This is a genomic window from Blastococcus atacamensis, assembly GCF_002938425.1.
Lineage (GTDB): Bacteria > Actinomycetota > Actinomycetes > Mycobacteriales > Geodermatophilaceae > Blastococcus > Blastococcus atacamensis.
In genome coordinates this window covers 20,375-39,437 of sequence record NZ_POQU01000028.1, presented here as the reverse complement: position 1 = coordinate 39,437, position 19,063 = coordinate 20,375, and the positions used below count along the sequence as shown (strand labels likewise).

The 19,063-nt window shown below is 73.4% G+C and carries 17 protein-coding genes; 8 read left to right on the top strand and 9 right to left on the bottom strand.

The window, feature by feature from the left end:
- On the top strand, positions 1-2,543 hold a 2,543-nt coding region (locus C5508_RS09045), incomplete at its 5' end, for a cation-translocating P-type ATPase (RefSeq protein WP_157944046.1).
- A gap of 38 nt (positions 2,544-2,581) precedes the next feature.
- Here C5508_RS09045 and C5508_RS09040 read toward each other — a convergent pair.
- Genes C5508_RS09040 through C5508_RS09025 form a run of 4 tightly spaced genes read right to left on the bottom strand, consistent with a single transcriptional unit; the run spans position 2,582 to position 6,806 of the window.
- Positions 2,582-3,346 (bottom strand): 3-oxoacyl-ACP reductase, encoded by a 765-nt coding sequence (locus C5508_RS09040; RefSeq protein WP_104524615.1) that lies wholly within the window; start codon positions 3,344-3,346, stop codon positions 2,582-2,584.
- Positions 3,346-4,713 carry an aldehyde dehydrogenase family protein gene (locus C5508_RS09035; protein ID WP_104524614.1) on the bottom strand — a complete coding sequence of 456 codons (1,368 nt, stop codon included), beginning with the start codon at positions 4,711-4,713 and terminating at the stop codon, positions 3,346-3,348. The genes C5508_RS09040 and C5508_RS09035 overlap by 1 nt, the downstream gene beginning before the upstream one ends.
- Positions 4,714-4,735: 22 nt before the next feature.
- Positions 4,736-5,413 (bottom strand): gamma-glutamyl-gamma-aminobutyrate hydrolase family protein, encoded by a 678-nt coding sequence (locus C5508_RS09030; protein ID WP_198597981.1) that lies wholly within the window; start codon positions 5,411-5,413, stop codon positions 4,736-4,738.
- A gap of 28 nt (positions 5,414-5,441) precedes the next feature.
- Positions 5,442-6,806 carry a glutamine synthetase family protein gene (locus C5508_RS09025; protein ID WP_104524612.1) on the bottom strand — a complete coding sequence of 455 codons (1,365 nt, stop codon included), beginning with the start codon at positions 6,804-6,806 and terminating at the stop codon, positions 5,442-5,444.
- A gap of 232 nt (positions 6,807-7,038) precedes the next feature.
- On the opposite strand from C5508_RS09025, the gene eat reads away from it, so the two are divergent.
- Together eat and C5508_RS09015 are read left to right on the top strand one after the other, a co-directional pair.
- A complete protein-coding gene (eat, locus tag C5508_RS09020) occupies positions 7,039-8,490 on the top strand; it encodes an ethanolamine permease (protein WP_104524611.1) in 1,452 nt (483 codons plus the stop codon).
- A 4-nt stretch (positions 8,491-8,494) separates the two neighbouring features.
- Complete coding sequence (locus C5508_RS09015; protein ID WP_198597979.1) at positions 8,495-9,247, top strand: FadR/GntR family transcriptional regulator; 753 nt, start codon at positions 8,495-8,497, stop codon at positions 9,245-9,247.
- Between the two features lie 27 nt (positions 9,248-9,274).
- Here the strand turns inward: C5508_RS09015 and C5508_RS09010 are convergent, their stop codons facing one another.
- From C5508_RS09010 to C5508_RS08995, 4 genes are all read right to left on the bottom strand, one after another.
- Complete coding sequence (locus C5508_RS09010; RefSeq protein ID WP_104524610.1) at positions 9,275-9,808, bottom strand: NUDIX hydrolase family protein; 534 nt, start codon at positions 9,806-9,808, stop codon at positions 9,275-9,277.
- Positions 9,805-11,616: a putative bifunctional diguanylate cyclase/phosphodiesterase gene (locus C5508_RS09005; protein ID WP_104524609.1), complete on the bottom strand. Its 1,812-nt coding sequence runs from the start codon at positions 11,614-11,616 to the stop codon at positions 9,805-9,807. Before C5508_RS09005 ends, C5508_RS09010 begins: the two co-directional genes overlap by 4 nt.
- A gap of 86 nt (positions 11,617-11,702) precedes the next feature.
- Positions 11,703-13,100: a DUF4407 domain-containing protein gene (locus tag C5508_RS09000; RefSeq protein ID WP_104524608.1), complete on the bottom strand. Its 1,398-nt coding sequence runs from the start codon at positions 13,098-13,100 to the stop codon at positions 11,703-11,705.
- Between the two features lie 105 nt (positions 13,101-13,205).
- Positions 13,206-13,415 (bottom strand): hypothetical protein, encoded by a 210-nt coding sequence (locus C5508_RS08995; RefSeq protein ID WP_104524607.1) that lies wholly within the window; start codon positions 13,413-13,415, stop codon positions 13,206-13,208.
- Positions 13,416-13,558: 143 nt separating this feature from the next.
- Between C5508_RS08995 and C5508_RS08990 the strand changes: the two genes are divergently transcribed.
- Positions 13,559-13,969 (top strand): DUF1810 domain-containing protein, encoded by a 411-nt coding sequence (locus C5508_RS08990; RefSeq protein ID WP_104524606.1) that lies wholly within the window; start codon positions 13,559-13,561, stop codon positions 13,967-13,969.
- An 82-nt stretch (positions 13,970-14,051) separates the two neighbouring features.
- The gene (locus C5508_RS08985; protein ID WP_104524618.1) at positions 14,052-14,459 is read left to right on the top strand and encodes a hypothetical protein; all 408 of its coding nucleotides are present in this window, start codon (positions 14,052-14,054) and stop codon (positions 14,457-14,459) included.
- Here the strand turns inward: C5508_RS08985 and C5508_RS08980 are convergent.
- Complete coding sequence (locus tag C5508_RS08980) at positions 14,456-15,979, bottom strand: class I adenylate-forming enzyme family protein (protein WP_104524605.1); 1,524 nt, start codon at positions 15,977-15,979, stop codon at positions 14,456-14,458. The two genes, C5508_RS08985 and C5508_RS08980, sit on opposite strands and share 4 nt — an antisense overlap.
- A gap of 150 nt (positions 15,980-16,129) precedes the next feature.
- Between C5508_RS08980 and C5508_RS08975 the strand changes: the two genes are divergently transcribed.
- The 3 genes from C5508_RS08975 (at position 16,130) to C5508_RS08965 (ending at position 19,059) form a co-directional block, all read left to right on the top strand.
- Positions 16,130-16,705 (top strand): DUF6318 family protein, encoded by a 576-nt coding sequence (locus C5508_RS08975; protein WP_157944045.1) that lies wholly within the window; start codon positions 16,130-16,132, stop codon positions 16,703-16,705.
- Positions 16,706-17,127: 422 nt separating this feature from the next.
- Entirely contained in the window at positions 17,128-17,583 is a 456-nt protein-coding gene (locus C5508_RS20280; RefSeq protein WP_232797018.1) for a hypothetical protein, read from the top strand.
- A 39-nt stretch (positions 17,584-17,622) separates the two neighbouring features.
- Positions 17,623-19,059, top strand: coding sequence for an HNH endonuclease signature motif containing protein (locus C5508_RS08965; protein WP_104524602.1), 1,437 nt, complete (start codon positions 17,623-17,625; stop codon positions 19,057-19,059).
- The last annotated feature ends 4 nt before the right edge of the window (positions 19,060-19,063 follow it).

Below are 19,063 nucleotides of genomic sequence, written 5' to 3'. Positions count from 1 at the left end.
AGATGTGTATAAGAGCCATCGCCCCCACCGTGCACACCCCCTGGCATGCGCTCGAACCCGACGACGTCCTGCGCCGGCTGGCCGACCTGCCCGGCGAGGACGAGCAGCCGCCCACCCGCCTGACCGCCGCGGCGCACCGGGTCGGGCAACTCCCCGTCGTCTCCGGCCCGGTCCGGTTCGCCCGCACGGTCGCCGCCGAGCTCGCCGACCCCCTGACCCCCGTCCTCGCCACCGGAGCGGCGGCGACCGCCGTGCTCGGCGACGCCACCGACGCGATCCTGGTCGGCAGCGTCACGATCATCAACGCGCTCGTCAGCGGGCTGCAGCGGCTGCGCGCGGAGACGGCGCTGGAGGAGCTGCTGCTCGAGCAGGACAGCTGCGTGCGCCGCGAGACCGACGGCGGCTCCGAGGAGGTGCCCGCGACCGCGATCCGGCTCGGCGACGTCGTCCTCGTGGAGGCCGGGGACGTCGTGGCCGCCGACGCCCGGCTGCTGGAGGCCGAGGACCTGGAGGTCGACGAGTCCGGCCTCACCGGCGAGTCGCTGTCGGTCGCCAAGTCGCTGCCCGCGACGCCCGGAGCCGAGGTCGCCGACCGCACCTGCATGCTCTTCGACGGCACCACGGTGGTGGCCGGCCGCGGCCGGGCCGTGGTCGTCGCGGTCGGCCAGGCGACCCAGGCCGGGCGCGCCGCACGCGCCGCCGGGGGCGCGGCTCCCCCGGCCGGCGTGCAGGCCCGGCTGGGCGAGCTCACCCGGTCCGTCCTGCCGGTCACCCTCGCCGGCGGCGCGGCCGTCACCGCGCTGAGCGTGCTGTGGCGCCGACCGCTGCGGGAGTCGGTGGCCTCCGGGGTGGCCATCGCGGTCGCCGCCGTCCCCGAGGGGCTGCCGCTGGTCGCGACCGTCGCCCAGCAGGCCGCGGCCCGCCGGCTGTCGCGCCGGGGCGCGGTGGTGCGCAGCGCACGGGTGCTCGAGGCGCTCGGCCGGGTCGACACCGTCTGCTTCGACAAGACCGGCACGCTCACGGAGAACCGGCTGCGCGTCGCCCGGCTGCTTCCTGACGGCGACACCGGCGAGGACGAGCTGCTCCGCCTGGCCGCCGCCGGCATGGGCAACGGCGACGACCGGTCGCACGAGACCGACCGCGCCGTCCTCGACGCGGCCGGCGACGCCTGGGACGGCCCACCGGACGCGAGCCTGGCGTTCGCGGCGGGCCGTGGCTTCTCCGTCGCCGTCCGCGACGGCCGCCTGCTGGTCAAGGGCGCGCCCGAGGTCGTGCTCCGCCGCTGCGCCGACGCCCCCGACGTGCGCGACCGCGTGAAGGAACTGGCCGGCACCGGGCTGCGGGTGCTCGCCGTCGCCGACCGAGGAGTCGACGGCGTGCCCGAGGTGCTCGACGAGGCGGCCGACGGGCTGACCTTCCGCGGGCTCGTCGGGCTGGCCGACACGCTGCGCGAGTCCACGGTGCGCGCCGTCGAGCAGCTGCGGGCCGCCGGCGTCCGGGTGGTCGTGGCCACCGGCGACCACCCCGAGACGGCGCGCGCGATAGCCGCCGAGGCCGGGATCCCCGACGCCGACCGGGTGGTCACCGGCGCCAAGCTGGCCAAGGCCTCGGACGCCGAGCGGGCCCGGATGGTCGCCGACACCGCCGTGTTCGCGCGGCTCTCCCCCGAGCAGAAGGTTCTGCTCGTGTCGGCGCTGCGCAAGGCCGGCGCGACGCTCGCCATGACCGGCGACGGGGTGAACGACGCCGCGGCGATCCGGCTGGCCGACGTCGGCGTGGGGGTCGAGGGGGCCGAGTCGCCGGCCGCGCGCACCGCGGCCGACCTGGTGCTCACCGACCTGGACCTCACCCGCCTGGTCGACGCGATCGCCGAGGGCCGGGCCATGTGGTCGCGCGTCCGCGACGCCGTGTCGATCCTGGTCGGCGGCAACGCGGGTGAGGTGGCCTTCACCGTGCTCGGCACGGCCGTCGGCGGCCGCGCACCGCTGGGCACCCGCCAGCTGCTGCTGGTGAACCTGCTCACCGACATGTTCCCGGCCCTGGCCGTCGCGGTGGCCGCGCCCCGGCGGGTACAGGACCCCGAGGACGACGGGCCGCTCGCCGGGCACCCGCTCGCGGCCGTGCTGCGGGCCGGCCCGCACCGCGGTTTCACCGACGCCGTCCGCCGGATGGTGGTGGTGCGGGGGGCGGCGACGGCGGCCGGTGCGACGGTCGGTTGGGCCGCCGGCTTGGCCAGCCCGATCCTGCCCGGACGGGCGAGCACCATGGGCCTGGCCGCGCTGATCGCCACCCAGCTGGCGCAGACCGCCTGGATGGGGCGCCGCAGCCCGCTGGTGCTGGTCACCGTGGCCGGCTCGCTCGCCATCCTGGTCGCCATCGTGCAGACCCCCGGGCTCAGCCAGTTCTTCGGCTGCACCCCGCTGGACCCGCTGTCGTGGTCGGTGGTGCTCGGCTCCGCCGCGATCGGCGCCGCCGGTGCCGAGCTGGTGCCGCCACTGGTCACCCGGTGGCAGGCCCGGCCGGCCGCGGCCGCGCCGTCCTGAGCCGGGCACCGATCACGGGAGGTCCGGGGCGGCCGCGACTACTCCGGCGTGACGTAGGCGCCGGAGATCCCGCCGTCCACGAGGAACGTCGACGCGGTTATGAACGACGAGTCGTCGCTGGCGAGGAACGCGACCGCCGCGGCGATCTCCTCCGGCTCGGCGAAGCGGCCCAGCGGCACGTGCACCAGGCGGCGGGCGGCCCGGGCCGGGTCGGAGGCGAACAGCTCCTGCAGCAGCGGGGTGTTCACCGGCCCCGGGCACAGCGCGTTGACCCGGATGCCCTCGCGGGCGAACTGCACGCCGAGCTCCCGGCTCATCGACAGCACCCCGCCCTTGGAGGCGCTGTAGGAGATCTGCGACGTCGCCGCGCCCATCACGGCCACGAACGACGCGGTGTTGATGATCGAGCCCTTGCCCTGGCGCTGCATGTACGGGATCGCCGTCCGGCAGCACAGGAACACCGAGGTCAGGTTCACCTGCTGCACCCGCCACCAGGCGTCCAACCCGGTCTCCAGGATCGAGTCGTCGTCCGGCGGCGAGATGCCGGCGTTGTTGAACGCGACGTCCACCGAGCCATAGGTGTCGTGCGCCGCGGCGAACAGCGCCGCGACCTCGGCCTCGCTGGTCACGTCGGTGCGCACGAACAGGCCGCCGACCTCCTCGGCCGCGGCCGTGCCGGCCGCCTCGTCGACGTCACCGACGACGACCCGCGCCCCCTCCGACGCCAGCCTGCGCGCCGAGGCGAGCCCGATCCCGCTCCCGCCGCCGGTGATCACCGCGACCCGGCCTTCCAGACGCTGCATCAGGACTCCTCCGTGCTGAGAAAGACGTTCTTGGTCTCGGTGAACGCGGCCAGCGCGTCGGGGCCGAGCTCCCGGCCCAGACCCGACTGCTTGAAGCCGCCGAACGGCGTCGCGTAGCGCACCGACGAGTGCGAGTTGACCGACAGGTTCCCGGCCTCCACCCCGCGCGACACCCGGAAGGCCCGGCCGACATCCCGCGTCCAGATCGACCCCGACAGCCCGTACTCGGAGTCGTTGGCCATCCGCACGGCGTCGTCCTCGTCGTCGAAGGGCACGACGGCGACCACCGGGCCGAACACCTCCTCCCGCAGCACCCGGTCACCGGGATCGGGGGTCAGCACCGTCGGCGGGAACCAGAAACCCGGGCCGGACGGCGCGCTCCCCCGGTAGGCGACGCGCGCGTCGTCGGGCACGTAGGACGCGACCTTCTCGCGGTGCGCCGCCGAGATCAGCGGCCCCATCTCCGTCGCCGGGTCGGCCGGGTCCCCCACGCGCAGACCGGTCACCGCCGGCTCCATCAGCTCCAGGAACCGGTCGAACACCGACCGCTGCACCAGGATCCGCGACCGCGCACAGCAGTCCTGCCCCGCGTTGTCGAACACCCCGGACGGCGCGGTCGCCGCCGCCTTCTCGAGATCCGCGTCGGCGAACACGATGTTGGCGCTCTTGCCGCCGAGCTCCAGCGTCACCCGCTTCACCTGCGCCGCGCAGCCGGCCATCACCTGCTTGCCCACCGCCGTCGACCCGGTGAAGGTCACCTTGCGCACTGCGGGGTGGTCGACGAACCGCTGCCCCACCACCGACCCCCTGCCCGGCAGCACCGTGAACGCGCCCTCGGGCAGCCCGGCCTCCACGGCGAGCTCCCCGAGGCGGAGCGCGGTCAGCGGGGTCGCCTCGGCCGGCTTGAGCAGCACGCAGTTGCCCGCGGCCAGCGCCGGCGCGAAGCCCCACACCGAGATCGGCATCGGGAAGTTCCACGGCGCGATGACGCCCACCACGCCCAGCGGCTCCTGGAAGGTCACGTCGACCCCGCCGGCCACCGGGATCTGCCGGCCGAACAGCCGCTCCGGCGCCGCGGCGTAGTACTGGAGCACGTCCCGCACGTGCCCGGCCTCCCACCGGGCGGCGCCGATCGGGTGCCCGCTGTTGCGCACCTCCAGCGACGCGAGGTGCTCGACGTCGGCGTCCACCGCGGCCGCGAAGCGGCGCAGCAGCCGCGCCCGGTCGGCCGGCGCCACCGCCCGCCACGCGGCGTGCGCGGCCGACGCCCGGGCGATCGCCGCGTCGGCGCCCTCCGCCGAGGTCAGCTCCACCTCCTGCAGCGGCTGCTCGTCGGCCGGGTTCACCAGCTGGATCGTGCTCGTCACGCGGTCGCTCCTCGGTACGGGATCAGGCGTAAGCGGCGTCGACCAGGCTGCGGAACAGGCGCAGGTCGTCGCCGGTCTGCTCGGGATGCCACTGCACCCCGACGGCGAAGCGCGGCCCGCGCAGCTCCACGGCCTCCACTGTGCCGTCCTCGGCGCGACCGACGGGCACCAGGTCCGGTGCGAGCTCCCCCACCGCCTGGTGGTGGTAGCACTCCACCTCGACGTCGTCGCCGAGCAGGCCGCCGATCAGGCTGCCGGGGTCGAGCCGCACCCGGGTGCGCCCGAACGTCGCCGGCGCCGGCCGGTGCCCCTCGTGCCCGGTCACCTCCGGCAGGTGCTGCACCAGCGTGCCGCCCAGCGCCACGTTGAGCACCTGCATGCCGCGGCACACCCCGAGCACCGGCACGTCGGCGGCCAGCGCCGCGTGCAGCAGCGTCTCCTCGGCGGTGTCCCGGACGGCGGAGGTGCCGCCGGTCCGCGGGTGCGGTTCGGCGCCGTAGCGCGCCGGGTCGACGTCGCCCCCGCCGCTGAGCACCAGCCCGTCGAGCACCGCCAGCACGTCGGGGTCCACCTCCGGCAGCGGTGGCAGCAGCAGCGGGGTGCCGCCGGCCCGGACGACGACGTCGACGTAGGTCCGTGGGACGAGCGCCGCCTCGTGGTCCCACACCCCGTGCCGGGCGGGCACGAGGTAGGTGGTCACCCCGATCCGCGGCCGGCGGCTCCGGGGCTCAGAGACGTTCGAAGCCACGCACCCGCTCCCAGTCGGTCACGGCGGCGTCGAAGGCGGTGACCTCGACCCGAGCGGCGTTGACGTAGTGGTCCACGACCTCCGCGCCGAACGCCGTGCGGGCCACCTCGCTGCGCTCGAGCAGGTCGGCCGCGTCGCGCAGCGTCGAGGGGACCCGCGGCTTGCCCGAGGTGTAGGCGTTGCCGGTCACCGGCTCCTCCAGCGGCAGCTCGTGGTCCACCCCGTGCAGTCCGGCGGCGATCAGCGCCGCCACGGCCAGGTAGGGGTTGACGTCGCCGCCGGGCAGCCGGTTCTCGAACCGCAGCGACTCGCCGTGCCCGACGACGCGCAACGCGCAGGTCCGGTTGTCCACGCCCCAGGCCACCGCGGTCGGCGCGAAGCTGCCCTCGGCGAACCGCTTGTAGGAGTTGATGTTGGGCGCGAGGAACGCCGTCATCTCCGCCAGGCAGGCCAGCTGGCCGGCCAGGAAGTGCTCCATCAGCGGGCTGAACCCGTGCGGCCCGTCGCCGGCCATCGCCGACCGGCCGTCCTCGCCGCGCAGGCTCAGGTGGATGTGGCAGGAGTTGCCCTCCCGCTGGTCGTACTTCGCCATGAAGCTCAGGCTCATGCCCTGCTGCGCCGCGATCTCCTTGGCGCCGGTCTTGTAGACGACGTGGTTGTCGCAGGTGGAGAGGGCGTCGCTGTAGCGGAAGGCGATCTCGTGCTGGCCGAGGTTGCACTCGCCCTTGACCGACTCGACGTAGAGCCCCGCGCCGGTCATCCCGCGGGCGATGCCGCGCAGCAGCCCGTCGATCCGGCCGGTGCCGATCAACGAGTAGTCGACGTTGTACTGGTTCGCCGGCTCCAGGTCGCGGTAGCCACGCCGCCACGCCTCCTCGTAGGTCGTGGCGAAGGCGAAGAACTCCAGCTCCGTGCCGACGTGGGCGGTCAGGCCGCGCTCGGCCAGCCGGTCCAGCTGCCGCTGCAGCACCTGGCGGGGCGAGGGATCGACCGGCCGGTCGTCGAGCCACAGGACGTCGCACAGGACCAGCGCCGTCCCGGGGTGCCACGGCACCAGCCGCAGCGTGCTGAGGTCCGGGCGCAGGGCGAAGTCGCCGTACCCGGTCTCCCAGGAGGTCATGGCGTAGCCCTCGACGGTGTTCATCTCGACGTCCACGGCGAGCAGGTAGTTGCACGCCTCGGCGCCGTGCGCCAGCACCTCCTCCAGGAAGAACCGGGCGCCGCAGCGCTTGCCCTGGAGCCGCCCCTGCATGTCGGTCATGGCCACGAGCACGGTGTCGATGTCTCCGCGCTCGATCAGTCCGGTCAGCTCCTCGACCGTCAGCGGTGCCGGGGGTCGCTCCACGTCGCCTCCTCGGGAGGTGTCGCCGTCACGGGAACGGCGGCAGCCTGCAACGGGCCAGTAGCAGCCCAATAGGAGTGCATGGAACAGCGCGGGTGGGTCCGGCGTCAACGCTCGTCGCGACGGCCCTTGACAGCGACGGGGCCGCCCACCACGCTTCCGGCCACGCATCCGCTCCAAAGGTCCACTCGAGCCCCATTGCCCGCCGCCGGCGGGCCTGCAGCCGGGAGAGTCCATGGCCGATCGCCGCCACGTGCACGGTGCCGAGTACGAGCAGATGGGCGCGGACTACCTGCGGCAGCGCCAGCTCAAGACCGGTGCCGCCGGGTGGGTGCTGCTCGCCGGGCTCGGGGTCGCCTACGTCATCTCCGGTGACTTCGCGGGCTGGAACTTCGGCCTCGCCGAGGGCGGGTGGGGCGGCCTGCTCATCGCCACCGTGCTGATGGCGATCATGTACACGGCCATGGTGTTCGGCCTGGCCGAGCTCGCCTCGGCGCTGCCGGTCGCCGGCGCCGGCTACGGGTTCGCCCGCCGGGCCATGGGCCCGCTCGCCGGCTTCGCCACCGGCACGGCGATCCTCATCGAGTACGTCATCGCCCCGGCCGCGATCGTCACGTTCATCGGTGGCTACGTCGAGGCGCTGGGCCTCTTCGGGCTGACCAACAGCTGGCCGGTCTACCTCGTCTGCTACGCGCTCTTCGTCGGCGTGCACCTGTACGGCGTCGGCGAGGCACTGAAGCTCATGTTCGGCATCACCGCCATCGCCGTCGTCGCGCTGGCGGTGTTCGTCGTCGGGATGATCCCGCAGTTCAGCCCGTCGAACCTCTTCGACATCGAGCCGACCACCGCCGCCGGCGCCAGCGACTTCCTCCCCTTCGGCTTCGCCGGCGTGATCGCCGCCTTCGTCTACGGCATCTGGTTCTTCCTGGCCGTCGAGGGCGTGCCGCTGGCCGCCGAGGAGTCGCGCGACCCGAAGCGGGACATGCCCCGCGGGATCATCGCGGCGATGATGGTGCTGCTGGTCTTCGCGGCACTCATGCTGCTCACTGCGCCCGGCGGCGCGGGCGCCTCGGCGATCGCCGAGTCCGACAACCCGCTGCCCGAGGCCCTGCGCGCCGCCTACGGCGGCAACACGTGGATGGCCGACGTCGTCAACTACGCGGGCCTGGCCGGGCTGGTGGCGAGCTTCTTCTCCATCGTCTTCGCCTACTCCCGCCAGCTGTTCGCGCTGTCGCGGGCCGGCTACCTGCCGCGCTGGCTGTCCCGCACCGGCTCCCGCCGGACGCCGTACCTGGCGCTGATCGTGCCCGGGACGATCGGCTTCCTGCTCGCCGCGATCACCCAGGACGGCGCCCTGCTGATCAACATCGCGGTGTTCGGCGCGACGGTGTCCTACGTGCTCATGACGCTGGCGCACATCGTGCTGCGGCGGCGGGAGCCCGACCTCCCCCGGCCGTACCGCACGCCCGGCGGGATCGTCACCACCGGCACCGCGCTCGTGCTCGCCGCGGCCGCCGTCGTGGCGACGTTCTTCGTCGACGTGCAGGCGGCCGGCATCACCGCGGCGATCTTCGTGGCGGCGCTGGCCTACTTCTGGTTCTACAGCCGGCACCGCCTGGTGGCCAACGCCCCGGAGGAGGAGTTCGAGGCGGTCGGAAGGGCGGAGGCCGAGCTCGCCGGCGACTGATTTCGTGCGGACCCTGGCGGTGCACGGCCCTGTAGATCGAGAGCCGGCCCTGCACGGCGCGGACGAGGCGCTGTTCCGCCCGATCCGCGGTGGCAACGCCTTCGAGGAGACCGTGGAGCGGCTGCTGTCCACCCTCCGGCTCGGCGTCGTCGCCCCCGGCGGGCGGCTTCCTCCGGGGCGCGAGCTCGCCGCCCGCCTCGGGGTGAGCCGGGCGACGCTGCGCGAGGCGCTGGCCACCCTGCAGACCGCCGGGTACCTGGAGTCCCGGCGCGGCCGCTACGGCGGCACGTTCGTCGTGGCCGCCCCGCCGCCGGGCTCCGGGCCCGCTGCCGGTGGCCGGTCCGCCGCCGATCTCGACGACGTCCTGGCCTTCCGCTCGGTGCTCGAGTGCGGCGCGGCCGAGGCCGCCGCCGCCCGGTCGCTGACCCGCGCCGACCGGGAGCACCTCGCCACCCGGCTGGCCGAGTGCACCGGCGCCGGACCGGCGGACTACCGGCGCCTGGACTCCCGGCTGCACCTGGCCATCGCGGAGGTGGCCGGCTCCCCGTCCCTGACGACGGCGGTCGTCGACATCCGGTCGCGGGTCAACGAGCTGCTCGACGCGATCCCGCTGCTCGCCCCCAACATCGAGCACTCCGACCGCCAGCACGCGGCGATCGTCGGCGCCATCCTCGCCGGCGACCCGGCCGGCGCCCGCACGACCATGGCCGAGCACCTGGCCGGTACGGCGGCGCTGCTGCGCGGCTTCCTGACCTGACCGCGGTGGCGGGCGGTCAGCGGCCCGTCAGACGCCGAGGTGGGCCAGGGCCTGCAGCAGCAGGGTGCTCTGCCCGTTCATCAGCTCCGCGAGCACGGCGGGGTCCCGCGCCTCGTCCGGCGAGAACCAGGTGAGTTCCAGCGCGTCCTGCTGCGGAGCGCAATCACCCTCCACCGGCACGACGTAGGCCAGCGACACCGCGTGCTGCCGCGGGTCGTGGAACGGCGTCACGCCTGGCGTCGGGAAGTACTCGGCGACGGTGAACGGCTGCGGCGCCGGCGGGATCCGCGGCAGCGCCAGCGGGCCGAGGTCCTTCTCCATGTGCCGCAGCAGCGCCGCGCGCACCCGCTCGTGGTACAGCACCCGACCCGAGACCAGGGCCCGCTTGATCTGCCCGTCCTCGCCGGCCCGCAGCAGCAGTCCGACGGCGGTGACGGCGCCGTGCTCGTCCACCCGCACCGGGATCACGTCGACGTACACGATGGGCAGCCGCTCGCGGGCGGCGTCCATGTCCTCGCGGGAGAGCATGCCGCCACCGGTCGCCGTCGTCACCTCGGTCATGAGAACTGTCTAGCCGATGCCGCCGTCGCAGGACAGGACAGCGAGGGAACGACGCCGGCCACCGGCGTGAGCTCCGTCACCAGCTCGCCCACCGGCTGCGGCCGGCCGAAGAGGTAGCCCTGCGCGAGCGGGCAGCCCAGCGTGCTCAGCGCCCGCGCCTGGTCCTCGGTCTCCACGCCCTCGGCGATCAGGATCAGGTCCAGCGCGTCGGCCAGCGCCATGACGCTGCGCAGCAGTCGGGCCCGCCGGCTCGAGGTCGTGATCGCCGAGACGAAGGAGTTGTCGAGCTTCAGGTAGTCCGTCGGCAGGGTGTCCAGCCTGGCCAGCGCCGAGTAGCCGGTGCCGAAGTCGTCGATCGCCACCCGCAGGCCGTGCGCCCGCAGCACGTGCAGCGCCTCGACCGACCGCGCCGTCTCCGCCTCCACGAGGCTCTCGGTCACCTCGACGACGGTCCGCTCCGCCGGCCAGCCGGTTTCTGCCAGCACAGCCAGCACCCGGTCGGGGAACCCCGGGTCGTCCAGCTCCAGCCCCGACGCGTTGACGGTCAGGAACAGCGTGCGTCCCGTCGCCTCGCACAGGGTCCGGGCGTCCCGGCAGGCGGCCGCCCACACGAAGGCGCCGAGCCCGCCGATCAGGCCCTCTCGCTCGGCGACCGGCACGAACTCCCCCGGCGACACCGGGCCGCGGACGGCGTGGTTCCAGCGCACGAGCGCCTCGACGCCCACGACGGCGCCGTCGGCCGGGGTCACGATCGGCTGCAAGTGCACCGAGAGCCCTCCCGCGTCGCCACCGGCGAGAGCGGCGGCGAAGTCCCGGGCCAGCGGGCTGTGCCCACCGGCATCGAGCTCGGTGCGCCCGCGGCCGAACGACTTCACGCGGTACAGCGCGGCGTCGGCCCGCCGCATGAGGTCCGAGGGCGAGTCGCCCAGCTCGTACTCCGCGACCCCGACGGACGTGCCGATCCCCGGCAGGGCCGCACGCAGCCGCTCGGCGCAGCGCAGTGCCCGCTCGCCGTCGTAACCGGGCAGGAGCAGGGAGAACTCGTCGCCACCGTGCCGGGCGAGGACGGCGGCACGCGGCAGCAGCGGCACGAGGGTGCGCGCCACCCTTCGCAGCATCTCGTCGCCCGCGGCGTGCCCCAAGGCGTCGTTGACGGCCTTGAAGTGGTCCAGGTCGAACAGGGCTGCGGACAGCGGTTCGCCGCTGCGCAGGGCGATCCGTACCGCGGCGTCCAGCGCCTCGTCGAACCCGCGTCGGTTCACCAGGTCGGTCAGCGCGTCCTCGCCGGCGCTGGCCGCGCGCCGCGCGAGCACGGCGACGGCGCCCGCCGAGCCGACGACGAGGACGGCGACCACGAGGGCCGTCCCGGCGGCCACGTCACCCCGCAGGACGACGACCGCGGCGCCGATGGCCAGCAGCTCGACGAGGTAGCCGAAGGCCCACAGGAGCGGGAAGAGCAGGAAGGAGTTCATCGAGGCGAAGGCCATCAGTGACAGCACGGCCACCGCGCCGCTCACCGTCGGCGCGCTGTGCGCGAACACGCCGAGGCCGGCCGGACCGACGGCGAGCAGCGCCTGGAAGAAGCCGCGGGGCACCCGGTGGCCCCAGCGCATGACGGCCAGCCCCACCGCGGTGGTGACCGGCCCGAGGGCGGCGACGGCCGGGTGCAGCTGGTCCAGCCCACCGGGCGTGCCGAGGAGCAACCCGACACCGGCGACGCCACCCAGTGCGGTGAGCAGTCCGGCCGTGCGGGCGGCCATCCGAGGGGTGGCCAGCTCGGGGGCCATCCGACTGATCCGCATGGGCATGACGTCGGCTCGTCGCCTGCCGAACTTCAGCGCCCGCGGCGTCGTGCGGCACGGTCACCCCCGTTGGAGGGACTGTGCCCGTGCCGTCAGACCGACGTCGGGACCCGGTCCGACGGCTTCCGGCGGACGGTGCGCACGGTGCGGGCCGCGGCCTCGCGCGCCAGGCCGATGATCGGGCCGGTGTCCCAGACCGGACGGCGCTCGACGACCGGCTCGGCGGCCGGTGCCTCGGACGGCACGGCCACGGTCTGCGCGGCAGCCGCCGCCAGCGTCGCCCGGCGACGCGCCAGGATGGCCTCCTTCTGCCGGTCGACCCGCTCCTTCTCGGCCAGGACCAGCAGCTCCTCCTGCGCCTCGGCGACGATCCGGCGCGACTCCTGCTGCAGCTCCTCCACCACGACGTCGCTGTCGTCCCGGATCGCGGCGAGCTTGTCGTAGGCGCTCGGCGGGCCGAAGTTCAGCAGCAGCTTCATGATCACCGGCAGCAGCTCGATGCACATGAACAGCAGCGAGAGCATCGTCTTCGCCGCCCACAGCGTGGCGTTCTCGTCGCTCAGCCGGTCCAGGGCCTCCAGGCGCAGCAGGATGCCGCCCGAGCCCTCGTTGGCCGAGTCGAACGCGGCCTGCAGCCGGTCCTGCTCCGCCGTCAGCCGCTCGAAGTCGGCCTCGTCGGCGACCAGGGAAGCGGCGGCCTGGGCGGCGCTGCGCTCCTGCGCGTCCGATGCCGCCGCCAACGCCGTCTCCAGCTCCGCCTTGGCCGCGGCGACCGCCGCGGACTGCGCGTCGGCGTTGGCGCGGGCCGACTGGTACGCCGTCCCGGTGCCGGCCTCACCGGTGCCGCAGGTGCCGTCCAGCTCGCACTGGGCGCGCGTCTCGAGGTCCCGCGAGGTCGACGCCGCCTGCTCGTAGGCGGCCTGCTTGGCCGCCACCGTGCCCTGGACGACGGACAGCTGCGGGTCGGTGCGGCCACCACTGGCCACGATCGACCGCTCTGTGGCGATCTTCTCCTCGAGCTCCGGCAGCCCGGCGAAGCGGGCGTCCGATGCCAGGCCCTGGCGGTAGGTGTCCGCCGCCTCGGCCTGCATCATCACGATCTCGGTGTCGATCTCCTTGTGGAAGATCTGCAGCGTCAGGGGCGTCGCGACGACGACGCCGAGGATCAGGGCCAGCCCCACCCGCGGCACGGCCAGCGCCACGTTCCGCTTGAGCGAGGCGTCGTGCGCCATCCCGACCAGCAGCATCCGGTCCAGGTTCACGATGACCGCGCCCCAGCCGATGCCCAGCAGCAGCGCGAACGGCCACCAGACGCCGATCGCCATGTGCACGGCGAACGCCGCGGACAGGACGGCGAGGCCGCCGGTGCTCAGCAGGACGCCGCCCAGCGCCACGAACTTGGGACGCGCTCCCGGCGTGGCCGCCAGGAGGTCGGGGCGAGCGCCGCCGAGCACCGCCAGGGCGTTGCCGATCCGCTGATGTCGAGCCATGCCGTTCCGATCCCCCCGGCGACGGGAGTAGCGAAGGATCCGCCGCCTCCCTTCCCCCATCGGCAGTCGTCGGCCCGATCGGGGCAGTCGGGGATCTCACACGGCTCAGCCGGTGTCGTCGTCGTCGATGCCGCCGGTGCCGGGGTCGACGCCGTCGGGATCCTCCTCACCGCCGTCGACGTGGTCGGGTCCGCCGACCTCCTCCTCACCGACCTGGCTCTTGGTGGTGTCGGTCGGGCCCTCGGCGCCGCAGCCGGTGAGCCCGAGCCCGACGGCGAGAGCGGTGCCGGCGAGCAGCCGGGTGGTCGTGCGCATGAGTTCTCCTCGGGTCGGTGCACCTGCACCGCTCCCCTGCCCGCCGCGGTCGCCGTCACGCCGCTCCGGCGGCAGATGACACAGCTCCGTCATGTGCCTGGCCGGGGTCGGCCGCGCCCTCGGGCGTGCGGCACGCTGGCGGGGTGACCGATCCCCTGCAGCGATTCGTCGACGCCCAGCGCGACACCTACGACCAGGCCCTCGCCGAGCTGCGCGCGGGGAGCAAGCGCACGCACTGGATGTGGTTCGTCTTCCCGCAGATCGCCGGGCTCGGCCGCAGCGGCATGGCGCAGCGGTTCGCGATCGCCGACCTCGACGAGGCCCGCGCCTACCTGGCGCACCCGGTGCTCGGCCGGCGGCTCGTCGAGTGCGCGCGTGCGCTCACCGCCCTGGACGTCGACGACCCGGTCGCCGTGATGGGGTCGATCGACGCCGTGAAGCTGCGCTCGTCGATGACGCTGTTCGCGCGCGCGTCCGATGAGCCGGTCTTCCGCGAGGTGCTCGACCACTACTTCGGCGGCGCCGAGGACGACGCCACGATCAGCCGGCTCTGAGGTCCGCCCCCCGCGCACCTGCGGCTGCCACGCCTGTGGACAACGCCCACGGCCGTCCCCGCGAGCTGACACGGTGACCGCCATGACGACGCCTGCCCTCGCCGAAGTCCCCGTCCGCTCCGCAGCCGAGCTCACCTCGCGCTGGTCCGCGCTGCTCGATCCGCCGGAATTCGCGGCCCGCAGCCTGGTGCTGACCTGGTTCGCCTCCGACGGTCGTCAGGAGCCGATGGTCATCCCGGTCGAGGACGTCCCCCGCGTGCCCGACGTGGCGCTGCTGGTCGACGTGCGCCAGCTGCACGAGTCGGTCCTCACCGGCCAGCTCGGCGGCCGCGGCCACCTCGCGCTGGCCCTGTGCCGGCCGGGCTCCGGTTCCCCGACGCCGGACGACGAGGCCTGGGTCGAGGCACTGCGCGAACTCCTGGACGACGGCGCGTGGAGCCTGCACCTGGCCGCCGCGGGCAGCGTCGTCCCGCTGGTCGACGTTCCCTAGCGGAGCCGGGGCACCTCGGTCCAGCCGCCGGCGTCGCGCAGCGCCGTCTTCAGGACCTTGCCACCGGCGTTGCGCGGCAGCGGCCCGTCGATGACGCGGATGAACTGCGGGGTCTTGAAGTCGGCCAGCCGCTCGCGGGCGAACGAGCACATCGACGGGATGAGCCCGTCGACGTCGGCACCGGGCCGGGGAAGGACGACGGCGCCGACCTTCTCCCCCATCACCGGGTCGGGGACGCCGACCACCGCGACCTCGACGATGTCCGGGTGCTCGGCGAGGGCGTTCTCGACCTCGACCGAGTACACGTTCTCGCCGCCGCGGTTGATCATGTCCTTGGCCCGGTCGACGATGCGCACGATGCCGTCGGTGATGGTCGCCAGGTCGCCGGTGTGCAGCCACCCGTCGACGATCGTCTCCGCCGTCTTCTCCGGGGCGCCCCAGTAGCCGGCGACGACGTTCGGTCCGCGCACCAGCAGCTCCCCCACCCCGGTGACCGGGTCGGGGCGGTGCAGCTTCACGTCGTTCACCGGGGTCGGGAAGCCGACCGCGTCGGCGTGCGTCGCCGCGTACTCGTGCGGCAGGAAGGTGGCCATCGCCGTCGTCTCCGACAGCCCGAACCCGTTGCCGAGCCGCGCCGTCGGGAAGGCCTCGAGCAGCCGGTGCACCAGCTCCGGCGCCATCGGGGCGCCGCCGTAGCTGAGGGTGCGGACGGAGGAGACGTCGGTGGTGGCGAAGGACGGGTGCCGCAGGGCCAGCTCGTAGATGGTCGGGACGGTGGTGACCAGCGTGATGCGGTGCTCGGGGATGGCGGCGAGGAAGGCGGCCGGCTCGAACCGCGGCATGACCACCGACGTGCCGCCGAGCGCGATCTGCGTCATGAACTGGGAGCAGCAGCCGGTGACGTGGAACAGCGGCACCGAGATGAGCGTGGCCTGGTCGGGGTGGCGGGGCAGCTCTCGGCAGCGGACGACGCTCTCGACGGTGGTCACGAAGTTCTCGTGGGTGACCATCGCGCCCTTGGGCCGGCCGGTGGTGCCGCTCGTGTAGAAGAGCCCGGCGACGTCGCTGCGCTGCGGTTCCGGCAGGTCGACCGGCTCGCCGTCGGGCAGCGGCTCGCCCGGCTTGACGACGTACGCGGCTCCGCAGTCGGTGAGTATGTAGTCGACCTCGGTCGCGGAGAGGCGCGTGTTCATCGGGACGACGACGGCGCCGGCGAGGTGGCCGCCCCAGAAGGCGAGCACCCAGTCCAGCCCGTTGCCGAGGCTGATCGCGACGCGGTCGCCGGGGTTGACGCCTGCTGCGCGAAGGCCTCCGGCGACGCGGCGGGCGCGGTGCCAGAGGTCGGCGTAGGTGATGGACGGGCCGCCGAGCTCGATGATCGCCGTCCGGTCACCGTGGCGCTCGACGGTCTCCTGCAGCAGCGTGACGACGTTCGCCGTCAGGCCCGTGTAGCGCTTGATGCCGTCCGCGCCGACCTCGATGCCGCTGGTGTCGAAAGGACTCTGCTCGACCGCGGTCACGTACTCCCCCGTCCCGGCGTCCCGGATGCGGTCGCCTCCACCGCATTCTGCGCCCGGGGTATCTGTGGGCGTTCACCCGATCCGGCGGGAGGCGGCTCGCTGTCCACAGATACGGAACCGTCGATGCCGGTGGCTGCGTAGTCTGCGGCGGTGCGTGATCTTCGGGGACTTCGCCGCACCGTGCTCGCTGCCCTCGTCGCGACGGCGGTGCTGAGCGGCTGCTCGGAGAAGCAGGAAGCCAGCGACACGCTCCCGACGACGGCCGCCGAGACGACGGAGTCCCTGCCGCTCGTCGGCCCGGCCGACTTCCCCGTCCCTGACGAGGCGCGGACCAAGGATGCTGCCGGCGCCGAGGCCTTTCTGCAGTACTGGATCGACCTGCTGAACCGCCAGCGGTCAGTTCCCGACGGTCGATCACTGCGCGACCTGGGCCCGGAGTGTCAGAACTGTCAACGAATCGCGCAGAACTATGACGAGGCGGCGGCGGCCGGCATCCAATATGACGGTGGCGCCATAACTATCGATGACATGGCTCAGCCCACGCTGGTCGGAGACGAAGTCACTATCAGCTTTCTCGCTAGCCAGTCCGCGGTACGGCGCTTGGACGCGTCCGGGGTGCCCGTCGACTCCGGTCAGCCCGCCGCGACGAAGTTGAGTTCCGGTATCACCATGCGCTGGTCGGGCGAGGATCAGACGTGGCTGATCCAGGGATTTGACCTGGGATGAGACGCCTACTTTTAGTTGCCACGCTCGTCGGTCTCACCCTGGGCCACTTCTCCCCGGCGGAAGCCTGCGGCTACGACCGCTGCCCGGACACCAACCTCGGCAACGGTGCAGCATCGGTCGGCTACACAGGCCCGGCGGTGACGGGCCTTGTGGCGCAGAGCCCTAGCGAAGCCAGCGATTACATGTGGCGCCTACGTCACCTCTGCGTCCTGTCGGACGAGCGAGAGGGCGCCTGCTCTCCGAGCGATTTCCGTCAGTGTCCGGAACAACCCGGTCAAGTTGTTGAATACTTGGTCGTCCAACGACGGCCCGTGGTTCGCATCGACGGGACGGCCGTTATAGAGGTGGTTCCTGGACTCGCACCGGGAACGCCGGTCGGGACTTGGGAAGACGTGCGTCAAGGGTGCATCGACATCACACCGTTGAACCCGCCGCCGTCGGGGGAAGAGGTCTTCACCTACTTCCAGCGGCTACCCCTGCCGACGCTGGTCACTCAGCACCAGCCGCCGGGTGATGGCCTCGCGGGGCTGCCGGTGATCTTCTACACCGACTCCCCCACCACTCAGACCTTCACGCTCGACATCCGCGGCTTCACCGTCACCATCGTCGCCGCCGCCGAACAGTTCACCTGGCACACCGGCGACGCCACCGGCCAGATCGTCACCACCGACCCCGGGCGCCCGTACCCCGACCACACCATCGAGCACGACTACCGATCAGGCACCTACACCGCGCACCTCACCGTCACCTGGGGCGCCACCTTCACCGTCAACGGCAGCGCACCAGCCGACGTCCCCGGCACCACCACCACCGACGGACCACCCGTCACCTTCGACGTCCTCCAAGCACGATCGGTCCTCACCAACCCGTTCGACTGACGCCCCAGAACTGTCGTACCCCGCCTCTAGCCTGCGGTTATGGACATCGGGGAGCTACCGCCGGACGACGGCGTGCTGATCCTCGTCACGCCCGAGGACCTGGAGCCTTCGGCCAGCGACATCGAACTGATCGCCGACATCTGGGCCGCCGACGCCCGCGCCGCGCGGTACGCCGCCGAGCGTGCCGCCGCCATCGCCGCACTGGCCCGTCGGCGCCACATCCAGCGTGACGCGGCGTTCGGCAAGCGCGGCGGACCGGGGCACGACTCGCGCCTGCGCCGCCACCCCGCACTCGCCGAGGTGTCGGAGACCTTCGTCCCCGAACTCGCGCTCCTCCGGAACTGCTCGGAGGCCGAAGCCGAGATTCTTGCCGTCGAGTCGATCCAGCTGACGACGAAGCTGCGCGGCACCTGGAGTGAGCTGTACGCGGGCCGGCTCGACGTGCCCAAGGCGCGTGCCCTCCTCGACCTCCTCGGACCGGTGCGGCTGGCCGTCGTGCAGCAGATCGAGCAGCTGATCCTCCCGGCCGCCGAGAAGCTCACCGTCCCCCTCCTGCGGCAGCGGGTGCGCCGACTCCTCGCCAAACTCGACGCCGCAGCCCTCGATCAGCGGCGCAAGGAAGCCGTTCGACGCTCCGACGTCGTCTCCCAGCCGACCGGCGACGGCATGAGCCGCGTCCTCATCGACCTGCCGCTCCCCCAGGCAGCCGCCTGCGTCGATGCCATCGACCAGTACGCCCAGCTGCTCCGGGCCGACGGCGATGTGCGACCGATCGGCGTCATTCGAGCCGCCGTCGCAGCCGACCTGATCCTCCGCCCGTGGGACACGTCCCGACCGCCGGTCACCGCGCAGCTCGTCATCCACGCACCGCTGTCGTCCCTGAACGACGCTGCGGACGGCCCGCAGTCCGCAGCGGAGGTCGCCGGTGAGGTGGTCACCGCCGCCCAGTGCCGCGAACTACTCCGCCACCTGGACATCCTCGGCATCGAATCCGCCCCCGCCGGTGGCTCGATCCGGATCGCTGTCGGCGACCCGGCGACCGGCCGGCTCATCGCCGTCGCGACCGAACAGGAACTCGAACGAGGCGGGCGAGCCCGTGGCCTGTGCCCGCCTGCGGCCACCGCCGGTTACCAGCCAACGGGGGCGCAGCGGCGATTCGTCGAGGTGCGTGACCGGCACTGCCGGATGCCCGGATGCCGGCGTCGGCCCGGGCGGCTCGACCTCGACCACGTCGTCGCCCACTCCGAAGGCGGGGCCACGACGTGCGAGAACCTCTGCTGCCTGTGCCGCAGGCACCACCGGATCAAGACCTTCGCCCCCGGCTGGCACCTCGAGATGCTCGACGACGGACGACTCGTCGTCCGCACGCCGTCGGGGGTGTCCCGCACCACCGATCCGCCCGGCTTATGGTGCGGGGCGGAACCCGAACCGCCTTGGCTCGACGACATGGCGCCGCCGGACCCGATGCGCTGCTGAGCCG